The sequence below is a fragment of the Labedaea rhizosphaerae genome (genome assembly GCF_004362825.1).
GTDB classification, from domain to species: domain Bacteria; phylum Actinomycetota; class Actinomycetes; order Mycobacteriales; family Pseudonocardiaceae; genus Labedaea; species Labedaea rhizosphaerae.
In genome coordinates this window covers 577496-599309 of the sequence record NZ_SNXZ01000003.1, presented here as the reverse complement: position 1 = coordinate 599309, position 21814 = coordinate 577496, and the positions used below count along the sequence as shown (strand labels likewise).

The window sequence follows — 21814 nt, the reverse complement described above, 5'->3', positions numbered from 1 at the left end:
CGATGCCGTCGACTCCACAGTGGAACGTTCCGTATCCGGTGCTGAGCGACCCGCCGAACGTTCCGTTTGATGCCAAGGCGATCGCTGACCGGTTGGAGGCGCTGACCTCGACCGGGCTGCAGGTCGTGGCCACCACGGGCGCCATCGCCTCGCCGGTCGCTGACGAGCACGTCATCGACGTGTCCGCCGGGTACGCCGTCAAGCGCTACATCGTCGGCACGGGGTGGGTGCACGCCAACCTCGCGGGTGGAACCATCGCGCGCGGCGCGTTCACCGGCAGCAAAGTGAACTCCGGTGTGCAGAACGCCTACACCGGGGTGCTGCGGCTCGACGGCGTGGCGCTCAAGGCCGGCCGCCACTACCGGGTGTGGATCGACGGCGGGTACATCGACGGCACCGGCAGCGACGGCACGAACGTCGCCGACGTGAAGATCACGCAGAAGACCGGCGGAACCGCCGCGGGCACCGCCGACACCATCGTGTCCGGCGCCCACACGTTCGTCAAAGCCAACGACGGCAGCAACTCCCGGCTCGCGACCATGAACCTCGCGGGCGAGGTGTACCCGGGCGCTGATGCCACCTACTCGTTCCTGCTCTGCTTCTGCACCTCGGCCGGCAGCACGATCCACACGCTGACCATGACCGGCGCGGGCGGCTACGACCTCCACATGATCGTCGAGGACATGGGCCGCGCGCCCGCCGATACCGCGGTCGCGGTCTGAGGGGGTGCGGTGGGTGCGGTACTCGACGGTCTCGCGCAGTCGGCGCCTCAGCTCGGCGTCGGCGGCATCGTGCTGTTCCTGTTCGCTCGGCTGCTGCGCCGTGAGTCGGTCAGCGACCAGCGCCACACGGTCGAGCTCACGTCGGTGCACGCCCGGCGGGAGGCCGCCGAAGCCCGGGGCGACCGACTGCAGGAGCGCCTCGACGAGGAAATGGAACGGCGCCGCGCACTGGAAGACGAACTCGCGCAGTGCCGCAGAGGTGGTCGGTCATGACTAAGGTTCGCCGCTGGCTCAACGGAACCACCGCGACCATTGGCGCGCTCGCCGTTGCGGTGGTCTACCTGCTCGCGTCCAGCGTGATCAGCAACGTGGGCAAGACCACCGCACAGCAACAGGCCAATAGCGCGCAGGGCGAGAAGACAACCGCGCAGCAGCAGGCACGATCGCTCGCCGACCAGGTAGCCGAAGCGTGCCGCGAGGGTGGTGCGGCAGCCGCGGCTCTGGGCTCGGCGTGCCAGCAGGCGAAGAGCGTGCAGCAGTCCGTCCCGGTGGCGCCCATTGTCCACGATGGACGCGACGGCGTGAACGGCCGCGACGGCACGAGCCCACCCTGTCTCACGCAACCGTCGCACTGCCAAGGCAAAGACGGCGCAGACGGCCAGGACGGTGCCGACGGCGCAGACGGTCAGGACGGTGCCGACGGCAGCAACGGCGTCGATGGGCAGAGCCCGCCGTGTCTCGCCGAGCCAGACCAGTGCCGGGGCGCAGACGGCAAGCCGCCAGCTACCTGGTCCTGGACCGACGCCGACGGCACCCGCCACGACTGCGTGCGGTCCAACACCGACGACGCCGCGCCCGCCTACGCCTGCAGCACCGTGCCACCCGAGACCACAACCACCACGCCGACGTCCACATCGGACGACGGTCTTCCACTCCCATCCGGATGAGGTAAGCGATGACCAGCCCAACCCCGCCGAGCATCGGCCGGATTGTCCACTTCACACAGGGCAACCGCGACGCCGGGGGCAACGAATCGAAGTACTGCCGCCCGGCGATCGTCACCGAGATCACCGGCACCGCCGAGGCGCCGACCGTCAGCCTCGCCGTGTTCACGCCGCAGGACATGGCGATGCCGACCGAGGTCGTCAACGAGGAGATCGACAACCAGATCGAGCCCGGCCCCGCCGGCCGCACGCCCGGCACCTGGCACTGGCCGGAGATCGTCTCGTGACCGCCTTGAACCTCAATGGCCGGCGCCGCTGGGTCGACTTCCGCGCCGTGCCGAAGGCCGGTTGGGACAAGCTCTACGCGGCGTTCGCTGCCGACGGCGTCGAGGGCGCCATCCGGTACAGCGGCCTCGGCGCCGAGAGTAAGCAGATCACCAGTGCCGAGCGGCAAGCCGCTGCCAAGCACGGCGTCAAGCTGATCGTCGTCGGCGAGCTCGGCGTTGACGACGCGTGGAAGGACGCCAACGACTACGCCGCCGGCCAGGCCGCGGCTCGTACGGTGCTCGCCGACGTCAAGCGTGAGGGCTTCGGCTCGGTGGCAGGTTGCCCGGCCGCGGACGCGCACGCCACGGCCGCGCAGGTGCCGCAGGCGGTGCAGTACGCGAAGGGTTTCGCCAGTGTGTGGGGCAAGGCCCTGGCAGGCATGTACGGGTTCCTCGAGGTTCTGCGCGCCTGCCGGGCCGCGAACGCCGTGACATGGCACTGGCTGGCCGGCTCGATGCCCTCGGCGGAGGACGCGCGCTGGCTCACGTTCTGGCAGGACAACCGCGGCACTCGCCGCTACCTCGACGTCGAGGTGGACATCAACTGGCGGCTGGACGGTCCGCTGCCGGGAACGGAGGACGAGTTGAGCAAGACAGCCGAAGACCAGATCCAGTCCGTCTACATCGGCCTGTTCCAGGGGTCGCACGGCACCGGGTGGACCGCGCCACCGATCGCGCAGACGGTCGGCGCGATGTCCAAGCAGCTCGCCGCGCTGGCTGCGCTGCCGGGCCTGGTCGCCCAGCTGGTCAAGGATCCGAACCTCGATGAGGCGACAGTCACGCGCATCGTCGACGACGCGGTGGCAAAGCACACGCCGACCGCCGAAGAGAACGCAGCGCAAATGCTGCCGATCATCGAGCAGGCGGTGCGCGCAGCCGTGCCGGCCGAGCTCGCCGACGACGTGGTGGCGCGCATCGGCGCCGCCCTGACCGCGACCGCGCCGGCCGGAACAGGGGCCTGATCATGGACACGCTGAACGACAAGGTAGTGGCGTGGCTGCGCACGGTGTGGCCCATCGCGTGGGCCGCGCTGATCGCCTGGCTGGTGACCCGCATCCCGGTGCTCGCCCCGGTCGCGGGCTGGCTCGACGGGCTCGGCGATCAGGTGCTCACGCTGGTGATCGGCGCCGCCGTGTACCCGCTGCTGCGGTGGCTGGAGTCCAAGGTGCCGAGCTGGCTGAGCCGGATCCTGATGGGGTCGGCGAAGCAACCCACATACGTTCCGCCGGCGGCGGGCCCGTGACCGCCTCTGCATGCCGCCGGCGCGCATGCCGTGGCTGGATCTCCCATAGCAGGTTCCGCCACTGCTTCGGTCCGCTTCTGGTGTGGCTTGAAGACGTGCGCCCCGAACCGACTACGACGTCTGACGCTGGGTGGGCCCAGCAGTTGGTTCGGCGTCCTGCCGGTCCCACACTGCTCGCCGGCGGGCCATCTCCTCTTGCTCGGCCGCCACCTCGCGGGCTCGGCCCTCGACGAGGGACACGGCGCCGCGGTGCGCCCACGTGAGCCACGCGTCCGGGTTCCAGCCTGCACGGGCGTTCCAGTGCACCTCGGCGCGATCGGCGTAGGAGTTGAGTACCTCGGCGGCCGCGCGCAGCGTGGCTGGCCAGGTCTGCGGTGGTGCGTTGTCGGCCATACGCCGACTATCGCACATACGTTCGAGGTTGGCCTAGATGGACGGCGCCGGGTTCGGCGCGCAGGCCGTCAGGAACGCATTGAAGACCTGGCGCTCGTCCCCGTCGAGCGAGTGCGTCTGGCCGTTCTCGCTGTGCCACGTCCGCGCGGTGTAGTCCACGTACAGCGTGGTCTGGTGGGTGGCGTCCGGGTCGTGGCAGGGATAGCTGCGCACGTCGTGCTGGTCACCCTTGTCGCCTGAGCCGGACGCGATGGTCACGATGACGGCGATCACCACGACGAGGCCGAGCACGCCTGCGGCGATCTTGAGGATGAGGCCGGCGGCCTTCGTGGTGGCCTTCGGTTGCTCGGACACAGCTCCCCCTGGGCGATGGTGTCGAGTGCTGAACGTGAGGTCGCAGGACGGTTTCTGTGTGTTACGTGGGTGAGCCCGGGCGTCTCCAGGACGAGCGTCCACTCCCGTCCGAGCCAGCCCGGGCTCGGCCGCCGAGCCGCGAGTTTCCCTGCAGGCAGCTCGGCGGCGGCTCACTTGTTCGATTGGTTCTGCTTGCTGCCGGGGCAGTCCGGGTCGCTGCACGCGACCCACTCGTTCGTCCAGCTCTTGGTTTCGCTGTCGTAGACACGCCTGCACACGGTCAGCCCTCTTCGGTGTTCCGCTGTGCTGCGACGTGGCGGTCGGCGGCCCGCTGGCAGGCCCCGCACCGCGGCCAGCTCGCCCAATGCGAGTCTCGGGTCTCGGGCATCCGCCACATCATCCGGTCGCACGCCGCTCGGTAGGTGTCACGGATCGCGCGCAGCTCGGCCACCGCGCCAGGCGCGATCCAGTGCAGCTGGTCGACGCCGATCGCGACGCCCGGCCCCCACTCGCCCTCGGACGGGATCGGCCGGCGAACGCGGGGCTGATCGGTCATCACGGTGTGCTCCAGGCGGTGGGAGCGACCGACCGGGTGGCCTCGGGATGGCACACCCGGCCGATCGCTGTTCGGGGGGCCGTGCCCGGCTCGGCCTCGTGGGAGGGGTCAGCCGAGCCGGACACGACGATGTGGGTGCGCGCGTCTCGCACGATCGGCGGACGATGGCGCAACGACCGAGGCGCGCTCGGCTTGTCGACCTGCATGGGGACGGAGGTCGTAGGGATGGCCGGCGGCGCGCCGAGGAGCTCGCCGAGACGCCGTTCGCGCCGCTGCATGGCCCGAGATCGGTGCCGGATGATCGGATGCCAGGTGAACATCAGATGGTCGCGCTCAGGTGCTGGTGGATCTTCTCCAGCAGATCGGCTGTCCCCGGACCGTAGACGCACATCGGGGCCTCTGCGGGACCGATCGCGAGCCAGCCGTCGTCGGTGTGACCGACCGCTATCGAGGTCTCACGGCCGTTGCGGTCGCGGGCGGGCACGAGGTCGAGGCTGACCATCTCGCCAGGCATGGCTCTACTCCATGGGTGTGTGGGCACCGATCTGCCCGCTCCGGCCTGCGCCTAAGCCCGCGAGAGCTGGGCCGGCCGGAGCGGGTGCCACTCGGCGAACCGAGCGCCAGGAAACCGTATCCAAGAAATTTCCTGAGTGCCATGTCCGATCGGGTGAACCGGGCTGTCAACCGACGGTGATCAAGCGGCAGACTGTGCGTACACCACGACAGAAGGAGGACCGACCGCGATGGCTCCTGGCCCCGGTCGTACGCTGCGCCGCCGCAAGCTAGGCAAGGAGCTGCAGCGCCTCAAGGAAGTCAGCGGACAGAACCTGAGCGAGCTGGCTCGCAATACCGGCCTCGGCACAAGCGCACTGAGCAAGATCTTCAACGGCCGGACAGCGATCTTGGCGCGCAACGTCCGGCTGATCTGCCAGGCCTGCGGCGTCGGCGCTCCCACCATGGACACGCTCATCCGGCTGGCCGAGGAGTCCGACGACCGTGGCTGGTGGGTCGCGTACTCGGACACGGTGCCTGACTGGTTCGCGACCTACGTCGACCTTGAATCGGATGCGACGGTGATCAACGCCTACTCGGCCGAGCTCGTCGACGGGCTGCTGCAGATCCCGGAGTACGCCGAGGCCGTGATGCGCGCCGGCGTGTCGCCGGTCAACGACGAGTCGCTGCGCCGAGCGGTCGAACTGCGCCGTGCGCGTCAGGCGATCCTCGACCGCGCCAAGCCGCCACAGCTGAACCTCGTGCTCAACGAGGCTGCGGTGATCAGGCCCACCGGCGGGCGGGCGGTCCAGGCGCGTCAGCTCGAGCATCTGGTGCTGATGGCTCAGCGGCCCAACATCCGCCTGCAGATCCTGCCGTTTGCGGTCGGCGAGCATCCGGGGATGAAGGGCCCGTTCACGCTGCTGCGATTCCCAGACGATTACCGCATGTCGACCGCATCCATGGACTGCGTGTACCTGGAAAACGCCAACGGCGAAATGTGGCAGGAGCGCCTGAGCGACATCGAGCGGTACGTAACTACGTTTGACCGTCTGCAAGCGCTCTCGCTGTCACCGGAAAACACTGTCGAGGCCATCAGTAAGCTGGCCAGTGATACCCGCGAGAGCACAAGAGAGGGGTGAAGATGCGTCCCGATCTGACCCCAGATGGCTGGCGTAAGAGCAGCCGCAGCGGCGACACCGGCCAATGCGTAGAGCTTCATCGGCTTGGCGCCATCCGTGACAGCAAGAACCCCGACGGCCCGACACTGCGCGCTGACGTGCGTGCGCTGACGGTCGCCGTGAAGTCCGGCAACGTCGGCTGACACCTCCTAAACCAGAGCGCCCTGGGTCTACCGCCGACCCGGGGCGCTCTGCTGTCCCGTCCCACGTTTGTCCCACGATCTTGGGATACGGCCAGGTGGAGGCGGGGCGTCCGATACGGTGCGCGGGTGACCGTTCGCCGTATCGCCGCCCTGCTCGCGTCCACATGCGCCCTGGCCCTGCTCGCCGGCTGTGGCACGACCGTGAACACGGCGAAGGAGACCTTCAAGCGCACGACCGTCCCGGCCACCGCGGTCACCAGCGGGACGGGTGGCCCGTCGCCGACGGGCGGCCCGACCGGGTCCGAGGACCCCGGGCACCCGGTCGACCCGATCTACGCCCGGGACAAGCTGCGCCTGGTCTACCCGTGCGGGCTGGTCGACACCAAGGCGATCATGGGCAGCTCGGGCGAGCCCGAGCAGCCGGAGCTGCAGGACTACAACAAGTGCTTCTTCACGGTCAAGGGCGACAGCAGCGTGCCGCGCGCGTACGTGACGCTGGACGAGCACACCTACGTCGGTGACGACGACCCGAAGACCACCGTCGCCGGGCTCACCGCGACCACCGACGACACGATCAGCCAGGGCACGTGCTTCGTCGAGGGCATCATCCAGCGCGACCCCGACCGGTCGATCACGCTGCAGGTGCACTGGGACGGCGGCGACGCCTGCGACCTGGGCAAGAAGCTGCTGGAGTCGGTGGTCAAGAACATCAAGGCGGGCAGCTCGCTCTACCGCGTCGCCCAGGGCAACCTGGTCAACCTCGACCCCTGTGCCTCGCTGTCGGACAGCGAGGCGACCTCGGTGCTCGCCGGGAGCGCGAAACCCGACGACGAGGCCGACCCGCACGACTGCAACTGGTCCGCCGAGAGCGGCGGCGAGACGGTGCGGGTGCACTACCTGCTCGGCCCGGACCCGTCGAGCGTGGCCACCGAGTCGCCGAAGCCGGTCAAGGTCAACAGTGTGGACGGCATCTCCGAGAAGGACTCCAGCGGCGACGGGTGCACCGTCTCGTGGAAGCACAAGCCCGTCACCGGCGACAACCCCGACGTCGACCCGTCGTGGTTCGAGGTGGTCGAGGTGGCCGTGGACGGCAAGCCCGGCGGCAAGGACTCGTGCGAGGCAGCGCTGACCGCTGCCAAGCTGGTCCAGTCGAAGCTGCCCGCACCATGATCTGATCGGCATCTTCCGCAACCGGCGGTGGGCGGGTAGGAACGGATCACCAAGCGCCCAATGCGGGAGGCCGCCATGAAGAAGATCATCAACGATCCGTCCACAGTGGTGGCGGAGTCCCTGCGCGGCTTCGCGCTCGCGCACGCCGACCTGGTCACCGTCCAGGAGGACCCGGCCGTGGTCTATCGCGCGGACGCGCCGGTGCCCGGCAAGGTCGCGCTGATTTCCGGTGGCGGGAGCGGCCACGAACCCATGCACGGCGGGTACGTGGGCCGCGGCATGCTCAGTGCCGCGTGTCCTGGCGCGGTGTTCACCTCGCCGACGCCGGACCAGATGCAGGACGCGATCACCAAGACCGACGGCGGCGCGGGCGTGCTGCTGATCGTCAAGAACTACACCGGTGACGTGCTGAACTTCGAGACCGCGGCCGAACTCGCGGCCGCCGAGGACGTCGAGGTGCGCAGCGTCGTGGTCGACGACGACGTCGCGGTGAAGGACTCGCTGTACACGGCGGGCCGGCGCGGGGTCGGCGGCACGGTGCTGCTGGAGAAGATCGTCGGCGCCGCCGCCGAGCGCGGTGATGACCTGGCGGCGTGCGAGGCGCTGGCCAACCGCGTGATCGCCAATGTGCGTTCGATGGGGCTCGCGTTGACCGCGTGCACCGTGCCGCACGTCGGCGAGCCGAGCTTCGACCTGGCCGAGGACGAGATCGAGGTCGGCATCGGCATCCACGGCGAGCCGGGCCGGCAGAAGATGAAGATCGCGCCGGCCGACGAGCTGGTGGACCGGCTGCTGGACCCGATCCTGGAGGACCTGCCGTTCACCGCGGGCGATCGCGTGCTGCTGTTCACCAACTCGATGGGCGGCACCCCGCCGATCGAGCTGTACCTGGCCCACGGCATCGCCGAGCGCAAGCTCGCCGACGCGGGGATCACCGTCGAGCGCCGGTTCGTCGGCCCGTACATCACCAGCCTGGAAATGCAGGGCATGAGCTTCACGCTGCTCAAGCTGGACGACGAGATGGTCGGGCTCTGGGACGCGCCGGTGCACACCCCGGCCTTGCGGTGGGGGGTCTGAGCTCCATGGGATGCACCGCGTCCGACGTGGTCGCCGCGATCAAGGCCGTGGCCGACGTGGTCGCCGAGCACAAGGTCGAGCTGACCCAGCTCGACCGCGCGATCGGCGACGCCGACCACGGCGAGAACCTCAACCGCGGCTTCACCGCCGTGCTCGCCGCGCTCGACGGCGCCACTCCAGAGACGCCGTCGGCCGTGCTGAAGACCGTGGCCACCACGTTGATCTCCAAGGTCGGTGGCGCGGCGGGCCCGTTGTACGGCACGGCATTCCTGCGGGCGGCGACCGCGACGGCCAAGTCGGACGAGCTGGACGCGGCCGCCGTGGTCGCCGCGTTGACGGCCGCCCTGGAAGGCGTCGTGGCCCGCGGCAAGGCCGAACCAGGGGACAAGACCATGGTCGACGCGCTCGAACCCGCGGTCCGTGCGTCGTCGGCGGCCGCCGACGACGGCGGCGACGTGGCGGCCGTGCTGCGTGCGGCCGCCGACGCCGCGGCCAGCGGAGCCGAGGCCACGATCCCGTTGGTGGCACGCAAGGGTCGCGCGTCCTACCTCGGCGAGCGCAGCGCCGGGCACCTCGACCCGGGCGCCCGGTCGTCCTCGCTGCTGTTGCGGGCGCTGGCGGACGTGGCCGCGCGATGACGGTCGGACTGGTGATCGTCTCGCACAGCGCGAAACTGGCCGAGGGAGTCGCCGAGCTGGCCGGCCAGATGGCGCCGGACGTCGCCGTGCGCGCGGCGGGCGGCGCGAACGGCGGGCTCGGCACGGACTTCGAGGCGGTGACGGCCGCGATCGAGGCCGCGCAGAGCGGCGCCGGGGTCGTGGTGCTGTTCGACTTGGGCAGCGCGCAGATGGTCGCCGACATGGCGGCGGAGTCGGTCGACGGGGACGTGCGCGTGGTGGACGCGCCGCTGGTCGAGGGCGCGGTCGCGGCGGCCGTGGCGGCCCAGGGCGGCGGCGACGTGAGCGCCGTCGCCGCGGCGGCGGAAGGTGGCTCGCCTGAACCGGTGGCCGCTGAGGACACCACGACGATCGAGGTGGTCCTGACCAACGAGATCGGCCTGCACGCCCGGCCCGCGGCCACCCTGGCCCGCGAGCTGACCGGCGTCGACGCGACCGTGACCGTCCGGTTCGGGGCCGCGAGCGCGGACGCGCGCAGCGTGCTGGGGTTGCTGGGCCTGGGCGCCCGCGGCGGCGACACGGTGTCGGTGAGCGCATCCGGTCCCGCGGCCCAGGAAGCCTTGGACCGGGTTCGGGCACTGGCCGAACGCAACTTCGACGAATGACGTCTGCCTGGCCCACTGGCTGGCCAACACCCTGTCGTCCAGGTGCGGTGGGGAGTTGGCCGCGGTGGTGTAAGGAGTTGCCCAAGGCCTGAGTTCTCCACAGGCCATCAGTTGTCCACATGTTCGCCTCGAAGCCAATTTCCGCACGTCAAACCCGATAAACTGGCTGAGGGGAAGCCCCCGGGAGTGTGGGGCCCTGCCGACGCGCGCGCGAGACGAAATGCGTGGCGCGGCGCACACCTGGCCTGCTGAATCGTCGCCCGCGTGGCACCATCCACCGAACGGCTACTGACCAGTAGGAGGTCGTCGTGGCGCGCGAGTTCGCGAAGGTTGGCGTTGTCGGTCTCGGCACGATGGGCGCGGGGATCGCCGAGGTGATCGCGCGCACGGGCATCGACGTGGTCGCCGTGGAGGTGGACGAGGAAGCCGTCGACCGCGGACGCACCCACATCGAGCAGTCGACCGCGCGCGCCGTGGCCAAGGACAAGCTGACCGAGGACGACCGCGCGCACCTGCTCGCCCGGATCACGTACGCCACCGACCTCGCCGCTGTCGCCGGTGCCGACCTCGTGGTCGAGGCGATCCCGGAGAACGTCCAGCGCAAGAGCGCGATCTTCGCCGAGCTCGACGGGATCGTCGGGCAGGAGACGATCCTCGCGTCCAACACGTCCTCGCTCTCGATCACCGAGATCGGCGTGCACACCGGGCGGCCCGGCAAGGTCGTCGGCCTGCACTTCTTCAACCCGGCACCGGTGCAGAAGCTGGTCGAGGTGATCCGCACCGTGGTCACCGAGCCGGACGTGGTGACCGACGTCGTCTCGTTCGCGGGCATGCTCGGCAAGGAGCCGGTCGTCATCGGCGACCGCGCCGGGTTCATCGCGAACGCGCTGCTCTTCGGCTACCTCAACCACGCCGTCTCGATGTACGAGTCGCGCTACGCCACCCGCGAGGACCTCGACGCCGCCATGCGCTTCGGCTGCGGCTACCCGATGGGCCCGCTCGCGTTGCTCGACCTGATCGGCCTGGACACCGCGTACGAGATCCTCGAGACCATGTACCGGCAGTCGCGCAACCGGCTGCACGCACCGACGCCGGTGCTCAAGCAGATGATCACCGCCGGCCTGTTGGGGCGCAAGAGCGGACGCGGCTTCTACACCTACGACGGCCCCGACTCACCGGTCGTCGTCCCCGACGCCGAGACCCCGACCGCCGCGGGGGAGGACCAGGTGCCGCCGCGCGAGATCCACCGGGTCGGGGTCGTCGGCACCGGCACGATGGCCACCGGCATCGTGGAAGTGTTCGCCCGCAAGGGTTTCGACGTCGTGTTGCGGGCTCGTACTGCGGACAAGGCGGCGGCGTCGGTGGGACGTGTGCGCAAGTCGCTGGACCGCCAGGTGGTCAAGGGCCGGCTCGCCGAGGCCGACCGGGACGCGATCATCGGCCGGATCGCGCCGGTCGTGGAGTTCGAGGAACTGGCCGACTGCGACCTCGTGATCGAGGCGGTGGCCGAGGAGTTGCCGATCAAGCAGGCGGTCTTCGGCGCGCTGGACGAGGTGGTCAAGCCGGGCGCGATCCTGGCGACGACCACGTCCTCGCTGCCGGTGATCGAGTGCGCCGCCGCGACCCAGCGCCCGCGCGACGTGGTCGGCCTGCACTTCTTCAACCCGGCGCCGGTGATGAAGCTGGTCGAGGTCGTGGCCACGATCTCGACCGCGCCCGAGGTGGTCGCCACCGCGCACGCCGTGTGCGAGCAGGTCGGCAAGCACCCGGTGCACTGCGGCGACCGAGCGGGCTTCATCGTCAACGCGTTGCTGTTCCCGTACCTCAACGACGCGGTGAAGATGCTCGAAGCCCACTACGCCGAGGCCGACGACATCGACACCGCGATGAAGGTCGGCTGTGGGCTGCCGATGGGCCCGTTCGAGCTGCTCGACGTGGTCGGCCTGGACGTGTCACTGGCGATCCAGCGCACGCTGTACTACGAGTTCCGTGAGTCCGGGTACGCGCCGGCGCCGCTGTTGGAGCACCTGGTGACGGCGGGCCGGCTCGGCCGCAAGACCGGCAAGGGCTTCCGGGACTACTAACCGCAGCCGCACGCCCCGCCGCAACAGCCACCGCCGCCGCCTGCGCTCGGGGCTCCGCCGCCCGTGGCCACTGAGACCACGGACAGCAGCTTGACGGTGTCGGTGTGACCGCCGGGGCAGGGCGCGGGATCGGACGCCTCGGCCATGGGGCGCTTCACCTCGTAGGTGGTGGCGCACTCGCGGCAGCGGAACTCGTAGGTCGGCACGGTCCCTATTGTGCCTGTGCCCCGGCGTGGTCGGTAGCGTGCGAGGTGTGCCGCGCCAGAACCGCCACCGACGCGAGCCGCCACGCCCGCTGAGCGGCGCGCTCGGCGTGCAACGCACCGAGTCCGGCGCGGACGGCGACTGGATCGTGCGCCCGGTCACGGCCACCCAGACGACGAAGATGTACCGGTGCCCCGGGTGCGACCACGAGATCCGGCCGGGGACGGCGCACGTCGTGGCGTGGCCGGCCGACGACCTGGGCACCGTCGCCGACCGCCGCCACTGGCACACCGCCTGCTGGTCCGCCCGCACCCGCCGCGGCCCCACCCCCCGCCGCCGCTAACCCCCTCTCGCGCGTGTCCCCCGTTCCGACCGGGTGTGTCCCCCGTTCCGGCCGGGTGTGTCCCCCGTTCCAGCCGGGTGTGTCCCCCGTTCCAGCCGGGTGTGTCCCACGTTCGCGCGGGGTGTGTCCCACGATCCGGGTTCGTCCAACTTTGTCCAACGCGGCAATTCCGAGTGGCACCAAGGCGATAGCTTCGGCCGCCCGCTCAGCCTGGCGGGCTCGGAGAACGCAGAAGGGAAACCATGAAGCGACCACGCGGACGTGCGTTGACGATCCTGGTGACACTCGTCGGGATGCTGCTGGGCGGCTTGCTGACCGCTGGAGAGGCCTCGGCGACGCGGGAGGTGCCGAGCTTCTACAAGACCGCGGTGCCCGCGTCCGGCAAGGTCAGCTGCTACGGCTACTACGGCACGTTCAAAGCAGGCACCTACGTCGTCGTCTTCGACTGGGTCACCAGCAGCGACGAGTGCTTCGGCATCTCGACCGACCGCACGATTTGGCACGCGTGGCCCAATTCGGGTGGCTGGCACCGGATGGGCGGCAACGGTCACGCCGACGAGATCTACCCGGAGTGGTCGCTGGAGGACACGGTGACCAAGCAACGCCAGGTAGCGGTGTTCGTCTACTCCAACTACACGGCCTACTGCCAGGACTACGTCCTCCCGAACGGTTGGACCGGCTCCTGGTTCAACTGTTCCTGACCGTGCGCGCGCCGGTTGGCCCGCCCGTTCGTGAGCGGGTCAGCCGGTGTAGCGGAAGAAGCGGGACGGGCGCCCGCGGTGTTCGCCGAGCTTGTACTGGGTGAAACCGTTGCGTTCGGCGAGCACGATCGACGGCTTGTTGTCGGTGTCGGTGATGATCACCATGGGCTGGTCCGGCCCGACGCGGGTGAGGAACTCGACGGTCGCGGTGAGCAGTTCGGACGCGTAACCCTTGCCGCGCGCCATGGGGCGGAAGCGGTAGAAGATGTTGATGGCCGGCCCGTCGTCGAGTTCGGTCGAGCAGCCGCCGCCGATGCCGATCAACTGGTCCGTCGCGCTGATGCGGACCAGCCAGTAGCCCCAGCCGTGGGTCAGCCAATGGGCGGACCAGCGTTCGTACTGGTCGTGCGCGTCCTCGACGCTGTTGGGCTGGTCGTAGTCGAAGTTCGCCGGGTCGGTCTGCATCCGCACCACGGCGTCCCGGTCGTGGGGGCCGATGGGGTCCAGGCTCAGCCGCGCCGTCCGCATGTCCCGACCGTAGCCGGGATCACCCACAATGGGGACATGCCGCGTACTCCGCTCGTCCTGTTGCACGCCTACCCCGTCGATTCGCGCATGTGGGACGCCTTGCGGCCCGGCCTGGACCCGCTCACCCCCGATCAGACCGGGTTCGGCGCGACGCCCCTGACCAAGAAGGCACCCAGCCTGGACGTCGTCGCCGCCGACGTGCTCGCGATGCTCGACGACCAGAAGCTCGACCGCGTGGTGCTCGGCGGGTGCTCGATGGGTGGCTACGCCGCGATGGCGGTGCTGCGTGCGGCGCCGGAGCGGGTCGCGGGGCTGGTCTTCATCGACACCAGGCCGACCGCGGACACCGATGAGGCGGCCGCGAACCGGCTCGCCGCCGCCGGACGGGCGGAAGCCGAGGGCATCGGCTGGCTGGCCGACGAGATGCTGCCGAACCTGGTTGCGCCCGCCAACCGCGATCGGGTGGGCGACGGCCTGCGGGCCCTGATCGACACGCAGTCGCCCGGCGCGGTCGCGTGGGCGCAGCGGGCCATGGCCGAACGCCCGGACTCGACCGAAGCCTTGCGGGGCCTGGGAATCCCGGCACTGGTGATCCACGGCGCTGAGGACGCGATCATCCCGGTGTCGGTCGGCCGGGAGCTCGCGTCCACTGTGGATGGCGAGTTCGCGGTGCTCGAGGGGTGCGGTCACCTGCCGCCGGTCGAGCAGCCGGACCGGGTGGTCGAGCTGATCAGCGACTGGCTGACCCGAAACGCATTTGCGTGAACCTGTCCGAGCGTTTGCTGCGGCTCGGCCTGGGCCGCGGAGTCGCCGTCCAGAGTGATCCGAGGTGATGCGGAACCGTGTGCCGGTCGGTCTTGCACTCGAACCAGTTCGGGACCGTCGCAGGAAGCCCGCAGAGTGGGTTTTCCACAGGCGCCGAGTTGTCCACAGATTCAGCCGCGGTCTGTTTTCGCAGGTCAAAGGCGATAGGCTGGCATCGGGGCGGCTCCCGGGTCGGGTGGGGTTTGCCTACGCGAGGCGAATGCCGCTAGCGGCGCTTCTTGCGTTTGCGGTCCTCGGGGTCTTCTTCCAGGCCAAGCAATTCCGCGGCTCGCTGTTGCGCCAGGTCCAGCAATCCCGCTTGTTCGTCGGACGCCCATCGCAGCACCGAGGGCTTCAACCGGCTGTAGCCACGCACGGACACCGGGCGCCGGGAGCGGACGGTGAATTCGTCCACTTCGGACAGTTCGTCGGCCAGGGCGATGTCGATCAACACCGTGCCGGGGCGAGCGACCGAGGTGAGCCTGCTGGCCAGGTTGACCGTCGAGCCGTACACGTCGCCGTAGCGGCCGAGGACCCGCCCGAACGCCATCCCGCAGCGCAGCGGGGGGAGGTCGTCGTCGCTTTCGGCCGCTTCCAACAGGGTCAGCGCGATGGTCGCGCCGCGGACCGGGTCGTCGGCGATGAACAGGACCTCGTCGCCGAGCATCTTCACGACCTGGCCGTGGTTCTCGGCGATGACCGTGCTCGCCACCGACTCGAAGCGCTCGAGCAGTTCGCCGAGCTCCGACTCGCTGGCCCGCCGGGTCAGGCTGGTGTAGCCGACCATGTCGGCGAAGCCCACGACCTGTTGGCGTGACTCGAAATCCTCGCGCGCGGCGAGCACGCGCCCGGCGAACGCCGCCAGGTGCCGCCGCCACGCGAAGCTCTGCATCTGCTCCAGGTCGGGCAGCAGCCGCTCGATGAACCGGGCGAGCTGGCGTTCGTCCGCGGCCAGCTCGGGGTTCGCGTCGATCACCGACCGCAGCATGTGCACCTGCCACTCGGCCAGCCGCGAGAGGTGCTGGCCGAGCATCCGGGCCGCGGACGTCGCGGTCTGCGGATCGATGATGCCCGCGTCCATCAGCCCGACGGTGACCTGCAACGCGTGCACGTCGCCGTCGGTGAAGATCGGCTCGTCGCTGTCGGTGGTGGCGAAGCCGAGCGCGCGCCACAGCGTGGACGCGCGATCCAGCGTCACCCCAGCCTTTTCAGCCGCCTGACCGCGGGTGTACTTGCGTTCGCCGCCGAGCAGGACCCGCTCGATGCCCAGTTGCAGTGCGGCGAAGTCGTCGTCCTTGTCGGGCATCAGGTGGTGTGGACGATGAGCACGTCGACCTTCGACTTGCGGGCCGCCTCCGACGGCACCGAGCCGAGCAGCCGGCCCGCGAGCGTGTTCAGCCCGCGGTTGCCGACCACGAGCAGGTCGGCGCCGTGCTTGCGCACCACGTCGAGCAGCGTCGGCACCGGCTCACCGTCGACGACGACGGTCTTGACGTCGCCCGCGCCCGCCTTGCGCGCGCGTTCGGCGGCGGTGCGCACGGTTTCCTCGGCGGGGTTGGCGCCAACGACCTGGTAGGCGACGTCGCTGCCGAGCTGGTCGTTCGCGCTGTCGACCTGGTCCTTGGAGGCGGGGTGGTACGCGCAGGCGATGACCAGCGTCGCTCCGCTGTCGCCGGCCAGCGCGGCCGCCTTGTCCACCGCGCGGTAGGAGGAGTCAGAACCGTCGGTACCGACGACGACAGTCTGGAAGGCAGGCATGGTGATCCTCTCGAGACACCGACTACCTACTGGAGAGTAGCGGCACTCGGAATCGCCCGCACCCCGCCCGTCCGAGCGTGGGACACGCGCTGCCGGACCGTGGGACACGCCGGGCACCAACGTGGGACACACCCAGCCGGAAGAGGGGACACGCCCGGTCGGAACGGGGGACACACCGGGTCGGAAGAGGGGACACGCCCGGCGGGAAGAGGGGACACGCCGGGTTGGAAGAGGGGACACGCCCGGGTGGGGGCGGGGGTGGGGTGGGGTTAGCCGGCGCGTTCTTCTGAGGACGGTGGGCGTACCTCGACCTGCTTGGTCGGTTGCTGCGCGGCGGGCCGGGGGCGCGGCTTGCCTGGCGCGACGGCCTGGGTCGTGCGCACTGTGGGCGCCTCCGACTTCGGGTCGGTGCTGCGGCGCTGCCGCGGCTCCTTGTCCAGCTCGTCCACCGCCGCGGTCTCCCACGACTCCTTCGGCGCACCGATCGGACGCATGGTCTTCGTCGGGCTGTCGTCGGCCGGACCGGAAGCCGATCCGGAAGCCGATCCGGAAGCCGGTCCGGACGCGGGAGCGGAAGCCGGTGCGGAAGCGGATCCGGACGATGGAGCGGATCCGGTATCCGGGGTGGAAGCGGGGGCGGACTTGGTCGCCGGCTTGGTCGCGGGCTCGGCCGACGGCAGCTCCTCCGGCAGCGGGTCGAGCACCGGGACGGCGTCCTCCAGCTGCTGATGCGCCTCGGCGAGCAGGTCGCGCGCCGAGTGCATCTGCTCGGCGACGCGTGCACGCAGGCGACGCAACACGGTCACGCGCTCGGCGGCGTGCGTGATGCGGCGGTTGGCTTCCTCGGTCGCCTCGCGCACCCGGCGGTGCGCCTCGTAGCTCGCCTCGTGCAGGCGGGCGTTGGCCTCGGTGATCGACTCGTGCCGGCGGCGGTTGGCTTCCTCGGTCGCCTCGCGCACGCGGCGCTCGGCCTCCGACTTGCTCGTCGCCTCCTGCTCGGCGAGCGCGCGCATCGACTCGGTGCGGCGCGAGGCCATCGCGATCTCGAAGTCTTCCTCGACGGTGGTGCGGCGCTGCTCGGACTCGGCGTCCAGGCGCTTGCGCTCGGCCTCGGCCGAGGACTTCAGCTCCGCGACCTCCTTGCGCGCCCCGTCCATCAGCGTGCGGTGCTCGGCCTCCATCTGGGCCTGGCGGTTGTCGAGTTCGGCGAGCTTCTGCTCGAACTGCTGGCGCAACGCGTTCGCGTCGGCCTCGCCCTTCGCCCGGATGTGCTCGGCCTCGGCCTCGGCGCGTGCCTTGGTCTCCGACGCCTCGTCCTGGGCCAGGCGCAACATGCGTTGCAGCCGCTCGGAAAGACCTTCCAACGTGGTCGGCGGCAACGCCAGCCGCTCGACCTGACCGCGCAGGCTGTCGATCTCCGAACGGGCCTGCTCGAGCTGACGGGCCAGATCGGCGGCCTGGGACACGGCGGCATCGCGATCGGCGGCGAGCAGCCGTAGTTCGCCGTCCAACCGTTCCAGGTGCTCTTCCACCTGTACTCGGCTGTAGCCGCGCTTCATGATGTCGAAGCCGGCGCCAAGCGGTACGAGATCGCGGTCTTCGCCAAGGCCCATGGCGGACACGCTACCCGCCACCGGGTGAACAACTCACCAGAGTGGCACCTTTTCCCGCACCCGGTGTGATCGCGCTGGACCGGACGGCCGCCATCGAACGTCGCCGACCGTCCGGTGCCACCGGCGCCACCAGGGATTCAGCGGCGCGCGGCGCGGTTGACCGCCTCCGCACGCAGTTCACGCAGGGCCGTCACCAACTCCTCGACCGTGTCCGGAGCGATCAGCACGGCCTCGCCGGGCGGCGTGGAGATCAGCACGTGCCGGTCGTCGTCGGACAGGTTGATCCCGAGTAACCGGGGCCGCCCGAAGGCATCGACGACAGGCACGTACTTGCTATCCGGTTGGTCGCTCACCGATTCCACTCCGTCCGCCACAGGGTTCACACCAATAACGATCGCACTGATCATGGCCTGGTGGCACGGCCTTGTGGCACAAGGGCGTGGACTTGGCACAGAGAATCGGCGCACCGTACGTGCGGGATCACCAGCGGTGACAGGAGAACCGATTTAGATGGCCGCGGCCGGGCTCAAACGCCCCTGAATCGGTTGATCCCATCAATGTGCTTGGCGCGCTTTTCCTCGTCGTGCACGCCGAGCCCTTCCTCGGGGGCCAGGCACAGCACGCCGACCTTGCCCTGGTGCGCGTTGCGGTGGACGTCGAGCGCCGCCTGCCCGGTCTCGGCGAGCGGGTAGGCCTTGGACAGGGTCGGGTGGATCATGCCCTTCGCGATCAACCGGTTGGCCTCCCACGACTCGCGGTAGTTCGCGAAATGCGAGCCGATGATCCGCTTGAGGTTCATCCAGAGGTACCGGTTGTCGTACTGGTGCATGAAGCCCGACGTGGACGCGCAGGTCACGATCGTGCCGCCCTTGCGCGCGGCGTAGACCGAGGCGCCGAAGGTCTCCCGGCCCGGGTGCTCGAACACGATGTCCGGGTCCTCGCCGCCGGTCAGCTCCCGGATGCGGGCGCCGAACCGTTGCCATTCCTTGGGATCCTGGGTGTTCTCGTCCTTCCAGAACTTGTAGCCCTCGGCGTTGCGGTCGATCACCAGCTCCGCGCCCATGCTGCGGCAGATCTCCGCCTTCTCCGGACTCGACACGACGCAGACCGGGATGGCGCCGCCGTTGAGGGCGAACTGCGTGGCGTACGAACCGAGTCCGCCGGAGGCGCCCCAGATCAGCACGACGTCGCCCTGCTTCATGTTGGCGCCGTTGACCGACACCAGCTGCCGGTACGCGGTCGAGTTGACCAGGCCGGGGGAGGCAGCCTCCTCCCAGGTGAGGTGCCCGGGCTTGGGCATGAGCTGGTTCGCCTTCACCAGCGCGAGTTCGGCGAGCCCGCCGAAGTTGGTCTCGAAGCCCCAGATGCGCTGCTCGGTGTCGAGCATCGTGTCGTTGTGCCCGTCGGGGCCCTCGAGCTCGACGGACAGGCAGTGCGCGACGACCTCGTCGCCCGGCTTCCAGTTGTGCACGCCGGGGCCGGTGCGCAGCACGACGCCGGCGAGGTCGGAGCCGACCACGTGGTAGGGCAGGTCGTGGCGCTTGGCCAGCGGCGAGGTCTTGCCGTAGCGCTCAAGGAACTTGAATGTCGACAGCGGCTCGAAGATCGACGTCCACACCGTGTTGTAGTTGATGGCGCTGGCCATGACCGCGACCAGCGCCTCGCCGGGACCGAGCTCGGGCGTCGCGACCTCGTCCAGGTGCAGTGACCGGCGCGGATCCTTGTCCGCGGAATCCAGTCCCTCGAACATGCCGACCTCGTCGGCGTGCACCGTTATCCCTTTGTAGGACTCGGGAACGGGGAGATTGGCCAGCTCCTGGGCCTCTCCGGCGAGGATGGCATCGAGGATCTTCTGCACGGCGGACCTCCGCGGGGGTCTTCGTCGGCGGGCTGATTTGCCGGAGGTTACCGGCGCGTAACCCCATGTTGGCCCCTGCTGTGAGGGACCGCACCCCGAAGAGCACCCGGACGGCCTGTGACCTGCGAGACATAGGTTGACCGGGCGGCCAGTCAAGGTGGATCATCGGTGATGTCGGAGCAATCCTTCGGAGGTGACCGCCATGAACGAGACGACATCGAACTCCCGCGCCTGGACCAGGCCGCAGGATTGGGCGGAGGTGGTGCTTGGCGTGGTCGCGGCGCTCTCGCCGCTGTGGACGGACACCAACAGCGCCGCCGTGTGGGCCATGGTCGTGCTGGGTGTCCTGATCGCCATCGACGGCCTGGTCTCGCTGGCCATGCCGGGTCTGGTCTACGGCGAATACGTCCAGGTCGTGCTGGGGGTGCTGATGTTCATCTCACCCTGGGTGCTCAGCTACTCCGAGTTCAACGGCATCTCCTGGTCGTCGTGGATCATCGGCGCCCTGACCGTCATCGCCGGCGTCGCCGCGGTGCCGATGGCGCAGGCCGCACACCGCTCGGGGATCGCCGGGCAGCACTGAGTCCCGGACCAGTTCGCGACGCGGCCCGCAACGGCACCGTTCCTCGGTTACGTTGTGGGCCGCGTCCTTTTTCCGGCTGACAAGGGGAGTCGATGACGACCGAGGACGACTCCGCTCGTGAGCGGATCCTCACGGCGGCGGAGGAACTGTTCGCCGAGTCCGGTTTCGACGCCACCCCGACCTCGCGCATCGCCGAGCGGGCCGGTGTGCCGAAGGGGCTCGTGCACTACTACTTCAGGCGCAAGCAGGACCTGTTGACCGCGCTGGTGGACCGGCTGCCCGACGAGCACGTCGACACCGAGTCGGTGGTCGTGCGCGGTGACGTCGGGGAGAGCCTGCGCCGGCTGGTCCGGGTGCTGGACGCGCGGATGTCCGCGTCCCGGCTGCTCTCGCACCTGCTCTACCGCGAGGCCGACACGCACCGCGCGGTGCGCGACGCGCTGCAGGCCCGCTTCACCGCGGTCGTCGACCAGGTCCGCGCCGTGATCATGGCGGCGTCCGGCGGGCTGTGCGCGGTGTCCGAAGTGGACACCGCCGCCGGGCTGCTGGCCCTCGCCGTGAGCTACCGGCACGCCGTGGCCCGCCACGAGGAAGACTTCGACGAGGACTTCGCCGACACCAGCCGGATGGACCGCGAGGTCGAGTTCATCGCGACCGCGCTGAACCCGTCCCGGTGATCCCGCTCGCCGCGCAGCGGGTGGCGCTCGCCGACGCCGCCCGCCGGATCGCCGCGCGCGGGCTCGTGATCGGCACGGCGGGCAACCTGTCGGTGCGCGCAGGCGACCTGATCGCGGTCAGCCCCACCGGCTGCGTGCTGGGTGAGCTCACCGCCGACGACGTGCCGGTGATCGACCTGACCGGCGCGGTCGTCGCCGGTTCGCTCGCGCCGACGTCGGAAACCGCGCTGCACACCAGGATCTACCGCGAGACCGGCGCGCTGGCCGTGGCCCACGCCCACGCGCCGGCGTCGATCGCGGTCGCGTGCACGCACGAGGAGTTGCCGGTGCTGCACTACGCCCAGTCGCTCGGGCTCGGTGGCGCGGTGCGGGTGGCGCCGTTCGCCTCGTTCGGCACCGAGGAACTGGCCGCGGCCGTCGTCGAGGCCCTGGCCGGGCGCGGTGCCGCGCTGCTGGCCAACCACGGCTCGGTCGCGGTCGGCGCGAGCATCGAGCAGGCGTGCGAGCGGCTGGAGCTGCTGGAGTGGTGCGCGGACCTGTACGCCCGGGCCGTCGCGCTCGGCACCCCGCGACCACTGACCGAAGCGCAGCAGGCCGAGGTCGCGGCCGTGGCGGCGGCGCGAAACTACGGGACAACACAAGCGTTGTGATCTAGGCTGGTCGTCGTGACTGCCGGGTCGGTTCTTCCAATGAGCCACGCACAGAAGGGCAGCCCGGCCGAGTCTTGATCGCCGGGCGGGCCAGGGGCCCGCCGTTCTCCTTCGCGGGAAACCCGCAT

Annotated in this window: 30 protein-coding genes; 19 read left to right on the top strand and 11 right to left on the bottom strand. The window is 70.0% G+C overall.

Going from position 1 to position 21814, the window contains the following annotated elements; all coding sequences use genetic code 11:
- Positions 1 to 2: 2 nt before the first annotated feature.
- The 6 genes from EV186_RS19870 to EV186_RS19845 are packed head-to-tail and all read left to right on the top strand — an operon-like array spanning position 3 to position 3235.
- Positions 3 to 722: a hypothetical protein gene (locus tag EV186_RS19870; RefSeq protein ID WP_133850814.1), complete on the top strand. Its 720-nt coding sequence runs from the start codon at positions 3 to 5 to the stop codon at positions 720 to 722.
- A 9-nt stretch (positions 723 to 731) separates the two neighbouring features.
- Positions 732 to 995, top strand: coding sequence for a hypothetical protein (locus tag EV186_RS19865; protein ID WP_133850813.1), 264 nt, complete (start codon positions 732 to 734; stop codon positions 993 to 995).
- The gene (locus EV186_RS39480; RefSeq protein WP_133850812.1) at positions 992 to 1669 is read left to right on the top strand and encodes a hypothetical protein; all 678 of its coding nucleotides are present in this window, start codon (positions 992 to 994) and stop codon (positions 1667 to 1669) included. Before EV186_RS19865 ends, EV186_RS39480 begins: the two co-directional genes overlap by 4 nt.
- A gap of 8 nt (positions 1670 to 1677) precedes the next feature.
- Complete coding sequence (locus tag EV186_RS19855) at positions 1678 to 1953, top strand: hypothetical protein (RefSeq protein WP_133850811.1); 276 nt, start codon at positions 1678 to 1680, stop codon at positions 1951 to 1953.
- Positions 1950 to 2954: a glycoside hydrolase domain-containing protein gene (locus tag EV186_RS19850; protein WP_133850810.1), complete on the top strand. Its 1005-nt coding sequence runs from the start codon at positions 1950 to 1952 to the stop codon at positions 2952 to 2954. Before EV186_RS19855 ends, EV186_RS19850 begins: the two co-directional genes overlap by 4 nt.
- A gap of 2 nt (positions 2955 to 2956) precedes the next feature.
- A complete protein-coding gene (locus EV186_RS19845) occupies positions 2957 to 3235 on the top strand; it encodes a hypothetical protein (protein WP_243754151.1) in 279 nt (92 codons plus the stop codon).
- Positions 3236 to 3346: 111 nt separating this feature from the next.
- Here the strand turns inward: EV186_RS19845 and EV186_RS19840 are convergent, their stop codons facing one another.
- The 4 genes from EV186_RS19840 to EV186_RS19825 all read right to left on the bottom strand — a co-directional run bounded on the left by EV186_RS19840 (position 3347) and on the right by EV186_RS19825 (position 5052).
- Positions 3347 to 3628: a hypothetical protein gene (locus EV186_RS19840; RefSeq protein WP_133850809.1), complete on the bottom strand. Its 282-nt coding sequence runs from the start codon at positions 3626 to 3628 to the stop codon at positions 3347 to 3349.
- Positions 3629 to 3661: 33 nt separating this feature from the next.
- Positions 3662 to 3982, bottom strand: a complete 321-nt coding sequence (locus EV186_RS19835) for a hypothetical protein (protein WP_133850808.1) — start codon at positions 3980 to 3982, stop codon at positions 3662 to 3664.
- Between the two features lie 280 nt (positions 3983 to 4262).
- Positions 4263 to 4538, bottom strand: coding sequence for a hypothetical protein (locus EV186_RS19830; RefSeq protein WP_133850807.1), 276 nt, complete (start codon positions 4536 to 4538; stop codon positions 4263 to 4265).
- A gap of 319 nt (positions 4539 to 4857) precedes the next feature.
- Positions 4858 to 5052 carry a hypothetical protein gene (locus EV186_RS19825; RefSeq protein ID WP_133850806.1) on the bottom strand — a complete coding sequence of 65 codons (195 nt, stop codon included), beginning with the start codon at positions 5050 to 5052 and terminating at the stop codon, positions 4858 to 4860.
- A gap of 229 nt (positions 5053 to 5281) precedes the next feature.
- On the opposite strand from EV186_RS19825, the gene EV186_RS19820 reads away from it, so the two are divergent.
- The 7 genes from EV186_RS19820 (at position 5282) to EV186_RS19790 (ending at position 11967) form a co-directional block, all read left to right on the top strand.
- A complete protein-coding gene (locus EV186_RS19820) occupies positions 5282 to 6172 on the top strand; it encodes a helix-turn-helix domain-containing protein (RefSeq protein ID WP_133850805.1) in 891 nt (296 codons plus the stop codon).
- 2 nt (positions 6173 to 6174) lie between these two features.
- Positions 6175 to 6354 (top strand): DUF397 domain-containing protein, encoded by a 180-nt coding sequence (locus tag EV186_RS19815; RefSeq protein ID WP_208115693.1) that lies wholly within the window; start codon positions 6175 to 6177, stop codon positions 6352 to 6354.
- Between the two features lie 126 nt (positions 6355 to 6480).
- Positions 6481 to 7524 carry a DUF3558 domain-containing protein gene (locus tag EV186_RS19810; protein WP_133850803.1) on the top strand — a complete coding sequence of 348 codons (1044 nt, stop codon included), beginning with the start codon at positions 6481 to 6483 and terminating at the stop codon, positions 7522 to 7524.
- A 75-nt stretch (positions 7525 to 7599) separates the two neighbouring features.
- Positions 7600 to 8601: a dihydroxyacetone kinase subunit DhaK gene (gene dhaK, locus EV186_RS19805; protein WP_133850802.1), complete on the top strand. Its 1002-nt coding sequence runs from the start codon at positions 7600 to 7602 to the stop codon at positions 8599 to 8601.
- Positions 8602 to 8606: 5 nt separating this feature from the next.
- Entirely contained in the window at positions 8607 to 9239 is a 633-nt protein-coding gene (dhaL, locus tag EV186_RS19800) for a dihydroxyacetone kinase subunit DhaL (protein WP_133850801.1), read from the top strand.
- Positions 9236 to 9883 (top strand): dihydroxyacetone kinase phosphoryl donor subunit DhaM, encoded by a 648-nt coding sequence (dhaM, locus tag EV186_RS19795; protein ID WP_133850800.1) that lies wholly within the window; start codon positions 9236 to 9238, stop codon positions 9881 to 9883. The genes dhaL and dhaM overlap by 4 nt, the downstream gene beginning before the upstream one ends.
- A 308-nt stretch (positions 9884 to 10191) precedes the next feature.
- Positions 10192 to 11967 carry a 3-hydroxyacyl-CoA dehydrogenase family protein gene (locus tag EV186_RS19790; RefSeq protein WP_133850799.1) on the top strand — a complete coding sequence of 592 codons (1776 nt, stop codon included), beginning with the start codon at positions 10192 to 10194 and terminating at the stop codon, positions 11965 to 11967.
- Here the strand turns inward: EV186_RS19790 and EV186_RS19785 are convergent.
- Positions 11964 to 12173 (bottom strand): FmdB family zinc ribbon protein, encoded by a 210-nt coding sequence (locus EV186_RS19785; protein ID WP_133850798.1) that lies wholly within the window; start codon positions 12171 to 12173, stop codon positions 11964 to 11966. The genes EV186_RS19790 and EV186_RS19785 overlap by 4 nt on opposite strands.
- 47 nt (positions 12174 to 12220) lie before the next feature.
- Here EV186_RS19785 and EV186_RS19780 point away from each other — a divergent pair, with 47 nt between their 5' ends.
- Positions 12221 to 12514 (top strand): hypothetical protein, encoded by a 294-nt coding sequence (locus EV186_RS19780; RefSeq protein ID WP_133850797.1) that lies wholly within the window; start codon positions 12221 to 12223, stop codon positions 12512 to 12514.
- 242 nt (positions 12515 to 12756) lie between these two features.
- On the top strand, positions 12757 to 13215 hold the full coding sequence (locus EV186_RS19775) for a hypothetical protein (protein ID WP_133850796.1): 459 nt from the start codon (positions 12757 to 12759) through the stop codon (positions 13213 to 13215).
- Between the two features lie 39 nt (positions 13216 to 13254).
- Here the strand turns inward: EV186_RS19775 and EV186_RS19770 are convergent, their stop codons facing one another.
- A complete protein-coding gene (locus tag EV186_RS19770) occupies positions 13255 to 13743 on the bottom strand; it encodes a GNAT family N-acetyltransferase (RefSeq protein ID WP_133850795.1) in 489 nt (162 codons plus the stop codon).
- Positions 13744 to 13779: 36 nt separating this feature from the next.
- On the opposite strand from EV186_RS19770, the gene EV186_RS19765 reads away from it, so the two are divergent.
- Complete coding sequence (locus EV186_RS19765; protein WP_133850794.1) at positions 13780 to 14508, top strand: alpha/beta fold hydrolase; 729 nt, start codon at positions 13780 to 13782, stop codon at positions 14506 to 14508.
- Positions 14509 to 14773: 265 nt separating this feature from the next.
- Here EV186_RS19765 and EV186_RS19760 read toward each other — a convergent pair whose 3' ends face one another.
- From EV186_RS19760 to ccrA, 5 genes are all read right to left on the bottom strand, one after another.
- Positions 14774 to 15853 carry an adenylate/guanylate cyclase domain-containing protein gene (locus EV186_RS19760; RefSeq protein WP_133850793.1) on the bottom strand — a complete coding sequence of 360 codons (1080 nt, stop codon included), beginning with the start codon at positions 15851 to 15853 and terminating at the stop codon, positions 14774 to 14776.
- Positions 15853 to 16305, bottom strand: a complete 453-nt coding sequence (locus tag EV186_RS19755) for a universal stress protein (protein WP_133850792.1) — start codon at positions 16303 to 16305, stop codon at positions 15853 to 15855. The genes EV186_RS19760 and EV186_RS19755 overlap by 1 nt, the downstream gene beginning before the upstream one ends.
- Positions 16306 to 16574: 269 nt before the next feature.
- Entirely contained in the window at positions 16575 to 17918 is a 1344-nt protein-coding gene (locus tag EV186_RS19750; protein WP_133850791.1) for a chromosome segregation protein, read from the bottom strand.
- A gap of 137 nt (positions 17919 to 18055) precedes the next feature.
- Positions 18056 to 18271 (bottom strand): hypothetical protein, encoded by a 216-nt coding sequence (locus tag EV186_RS19745; RefSeq protein ID WP_133850790.1) that lies wholly within the window; start codon positions 18269 to 18271, stop codon positions 18056 to 18058.
- 173 nt (positions 18272 to 18444) lie between these two features.
- Positions 18445 to 19776 (bottom strand): crotonyl-CoA carboxylase/reductase, encoded by a 1332-nt coding sequence (ccrA, locus tag EV186_RS19740; RefSeq protein WP_133850789.1) that lies wholly within the window; start codon positions 19774 to 19776, stop codon positions 18445 to 18447.
- A gap of 202 nt (positions 19777 to 19978) precedes the next feature.
- On the opposite strand from ccrA, the gene EV186_RS19735 reads away from it, so the two are divergent.
- The 3 genes from EV186_RS19735 to EV186_RS19725 all read left to right on the top strand — a co-directional run bounded on the left by EV186_RS19735 (position 19979) and on the right by EV186_RS19725 (position 21686).
- Positions 19979 to 20359: an SPW repeat protein gene (locus tag EV186_RS19735; protein ID WP_133850788.1), complete on the top strand. Its 381-nt coding sequence runs from the start codon at positions 19979 to 19981 to the stop codon at positions 20357 to 20359.
- Positions 20360 to 20451: 92 nt separating this feature from the next.
- Positions 20452 to 21036, top strand: coding sequence for a TetR/AcrR family transcriptional regulator (locus EV186_RS19730; RefSeq protein ID WP_133850787.1), 585 nt, complete (start codon positions 20452 to 20454; stop codon positions 21034 to 21036).
- On the top strand, positions 21033 to 21686 hold the full coding sequence (locus tag EV186_RS19725) for a class II aldolase/adducin family protein (RefSeq protein ID WP_133850786.1): 654 nt from the start codon (positions 21033 to 21035) through the stop codon (positions 21684 to 21686). Before EV186_RS19730 ends, EV186_RS19725 begins: the two co-directional genes overlap by 4 nt.
- Positions 21687 to 21814: the final 128 nt, after the last annotated feature.

Excerpts from the sequence above, each read along its gene's own strand:
- EV186_RS19730 (WP_133850787.1), top strand. The coding sequence starts at position 20,452 with ATGACGACCGAGGACGACTCCGCTCGTGAGCGGATCCTCACGGCGGCG.
- dhaM (WP_133850800.1), top strand. The coding sequence starts at position 9,236 with ATGACGGTCGGACTGGTGATCGTCTCGCACAGCGCGAAACTGGCCGAG.
- EV186_RS19755 (WP_133850792.1), bottom strand. The coding sequence starts at position 16,305 with ATGCCTGCCTTCCAGACTGTCGTCGTCGGTACCGACGGTTCTGACTCC.
- dhaK (WP_133850802.1), top strand. The coding sequence starts at position 7,600 with ATGAAGAAGATCATCAACGATCCGTCCACAGTGGTGGCGGAGTCCCTG.
- EV186_RS19735 (WP_133850788.1), top strand. The coding sequence starts at position 19,979 with ATGAACGAGACGACATCGAACTCCCGCGCCTGGACCAGGCCGCAGGAT.
- dhaL (WP_133850801.1), top strand. The coding sequence starts at position 8,607 with ATGGGATGCACCGCGTCCGACGTGGTCGCCGCGATCAAGGCCGTGGCC.
- EV186_RS19815 (WP_208115693.1), top strand. The coding sequence starts at position 6,175 with ATGCGTCCCGATCTGACCCCAGATGGCTGGCGTAAGAGCAGCCGCAGC.
- EV186_RS19855 (WP_133850811.1), top strand. The coding sequence starts at position 1,678 with ATGACCAGCCCAACCCCGCCGAGCATCGGCCGGATTGTCCACTTCACA.
- EV186_RS19770 (WP_133850795.1), bottom strand. The coding sequence starts at position 13,743 with ATGCGGACGGCGCGGCTGAGCCTGGACCCCATCGGCCCCCACGACCGG.
- EV186_RS19775 (WP_133850796.1), top strand. The coding sequence starts at position 12,757 with ATGAAGCGACCACGCGGACGTGCGTTGACGATCCTGGTGACACTCGTC.
- EV186_RS19760 (WP_133850793.1), bottom strand. The coding sequence starts at position 15,853 with ATGCCCGACAAGGACGACGACTTCGCCGCACTGCAACTGGGCATCGAG.
- EV186_RS19820 (WP_133850805.1), top strand. The coding sequence starts at position 5,282 with ATGGCTCCTGGCCCCGGTCGTACGCTGCGCCGCCGCAAGCTAGGCAAG.
- EV186_RS19825 (WP_133850806.1), bottom strand. The coding sequence starts at position 5,052 with ATGCCTGGCGAGATGGTCAGCCTCGACCTCGTGCCCGCCCGCGACCGC.
- EV186_RS19845 (WP_243754151.1), top strand. The coding sequence starts at position 2,957 with ATGGACACGCTGAACGACAAGGTAGTGGCGTGGCTGCGCACGGTGTGG.
- EV186_RS39480 (WP_133850812.1), top strand. The coding sequence starts at position 992 with ATGACTAAGGTTCGCCGCTGGCTCAACGGAACCACCGCGACCATTGGC.
- EV186_RS19840 (WP_133850809.1), bottom strand. The coding sequence starts at position 3,628 with ATGGCCGACAACGCACCACCGCAGACCTGGCCAGCCACGCTGCGCGCG.
- EV186_RS19750 (WP_133850791.1), bottom strand. The coding sequence starts at position 17,918 with ATGGGCCTTGGCGAAGACCGCGATCTCGTACCGCTTGGCGCCGGCTTC.
- EV186_RS19830 (WP_133850807.1), bottom strand. The coding sequence starts at position 4,538 with ATGACCGATCAGCCCCGCGTTCGCCGGCCGATCCCGTCCGAGGGCGAG.
- EV186_RS19765 (WP_133850794.1), top strand. The coding sequence starts at position 13,780 with ATGCCGCGTACTCCGCTCGTCCTGTTGCACGCCTACCCCGTCGATTCG.
- EV186_RS19870 (WP_133850814.1), top strand. The coding sequence starts at position 3 with ATGCCGTCGACTCCACAGTGGAACGTTCCGTATCCGGTGCTGAGCGAC.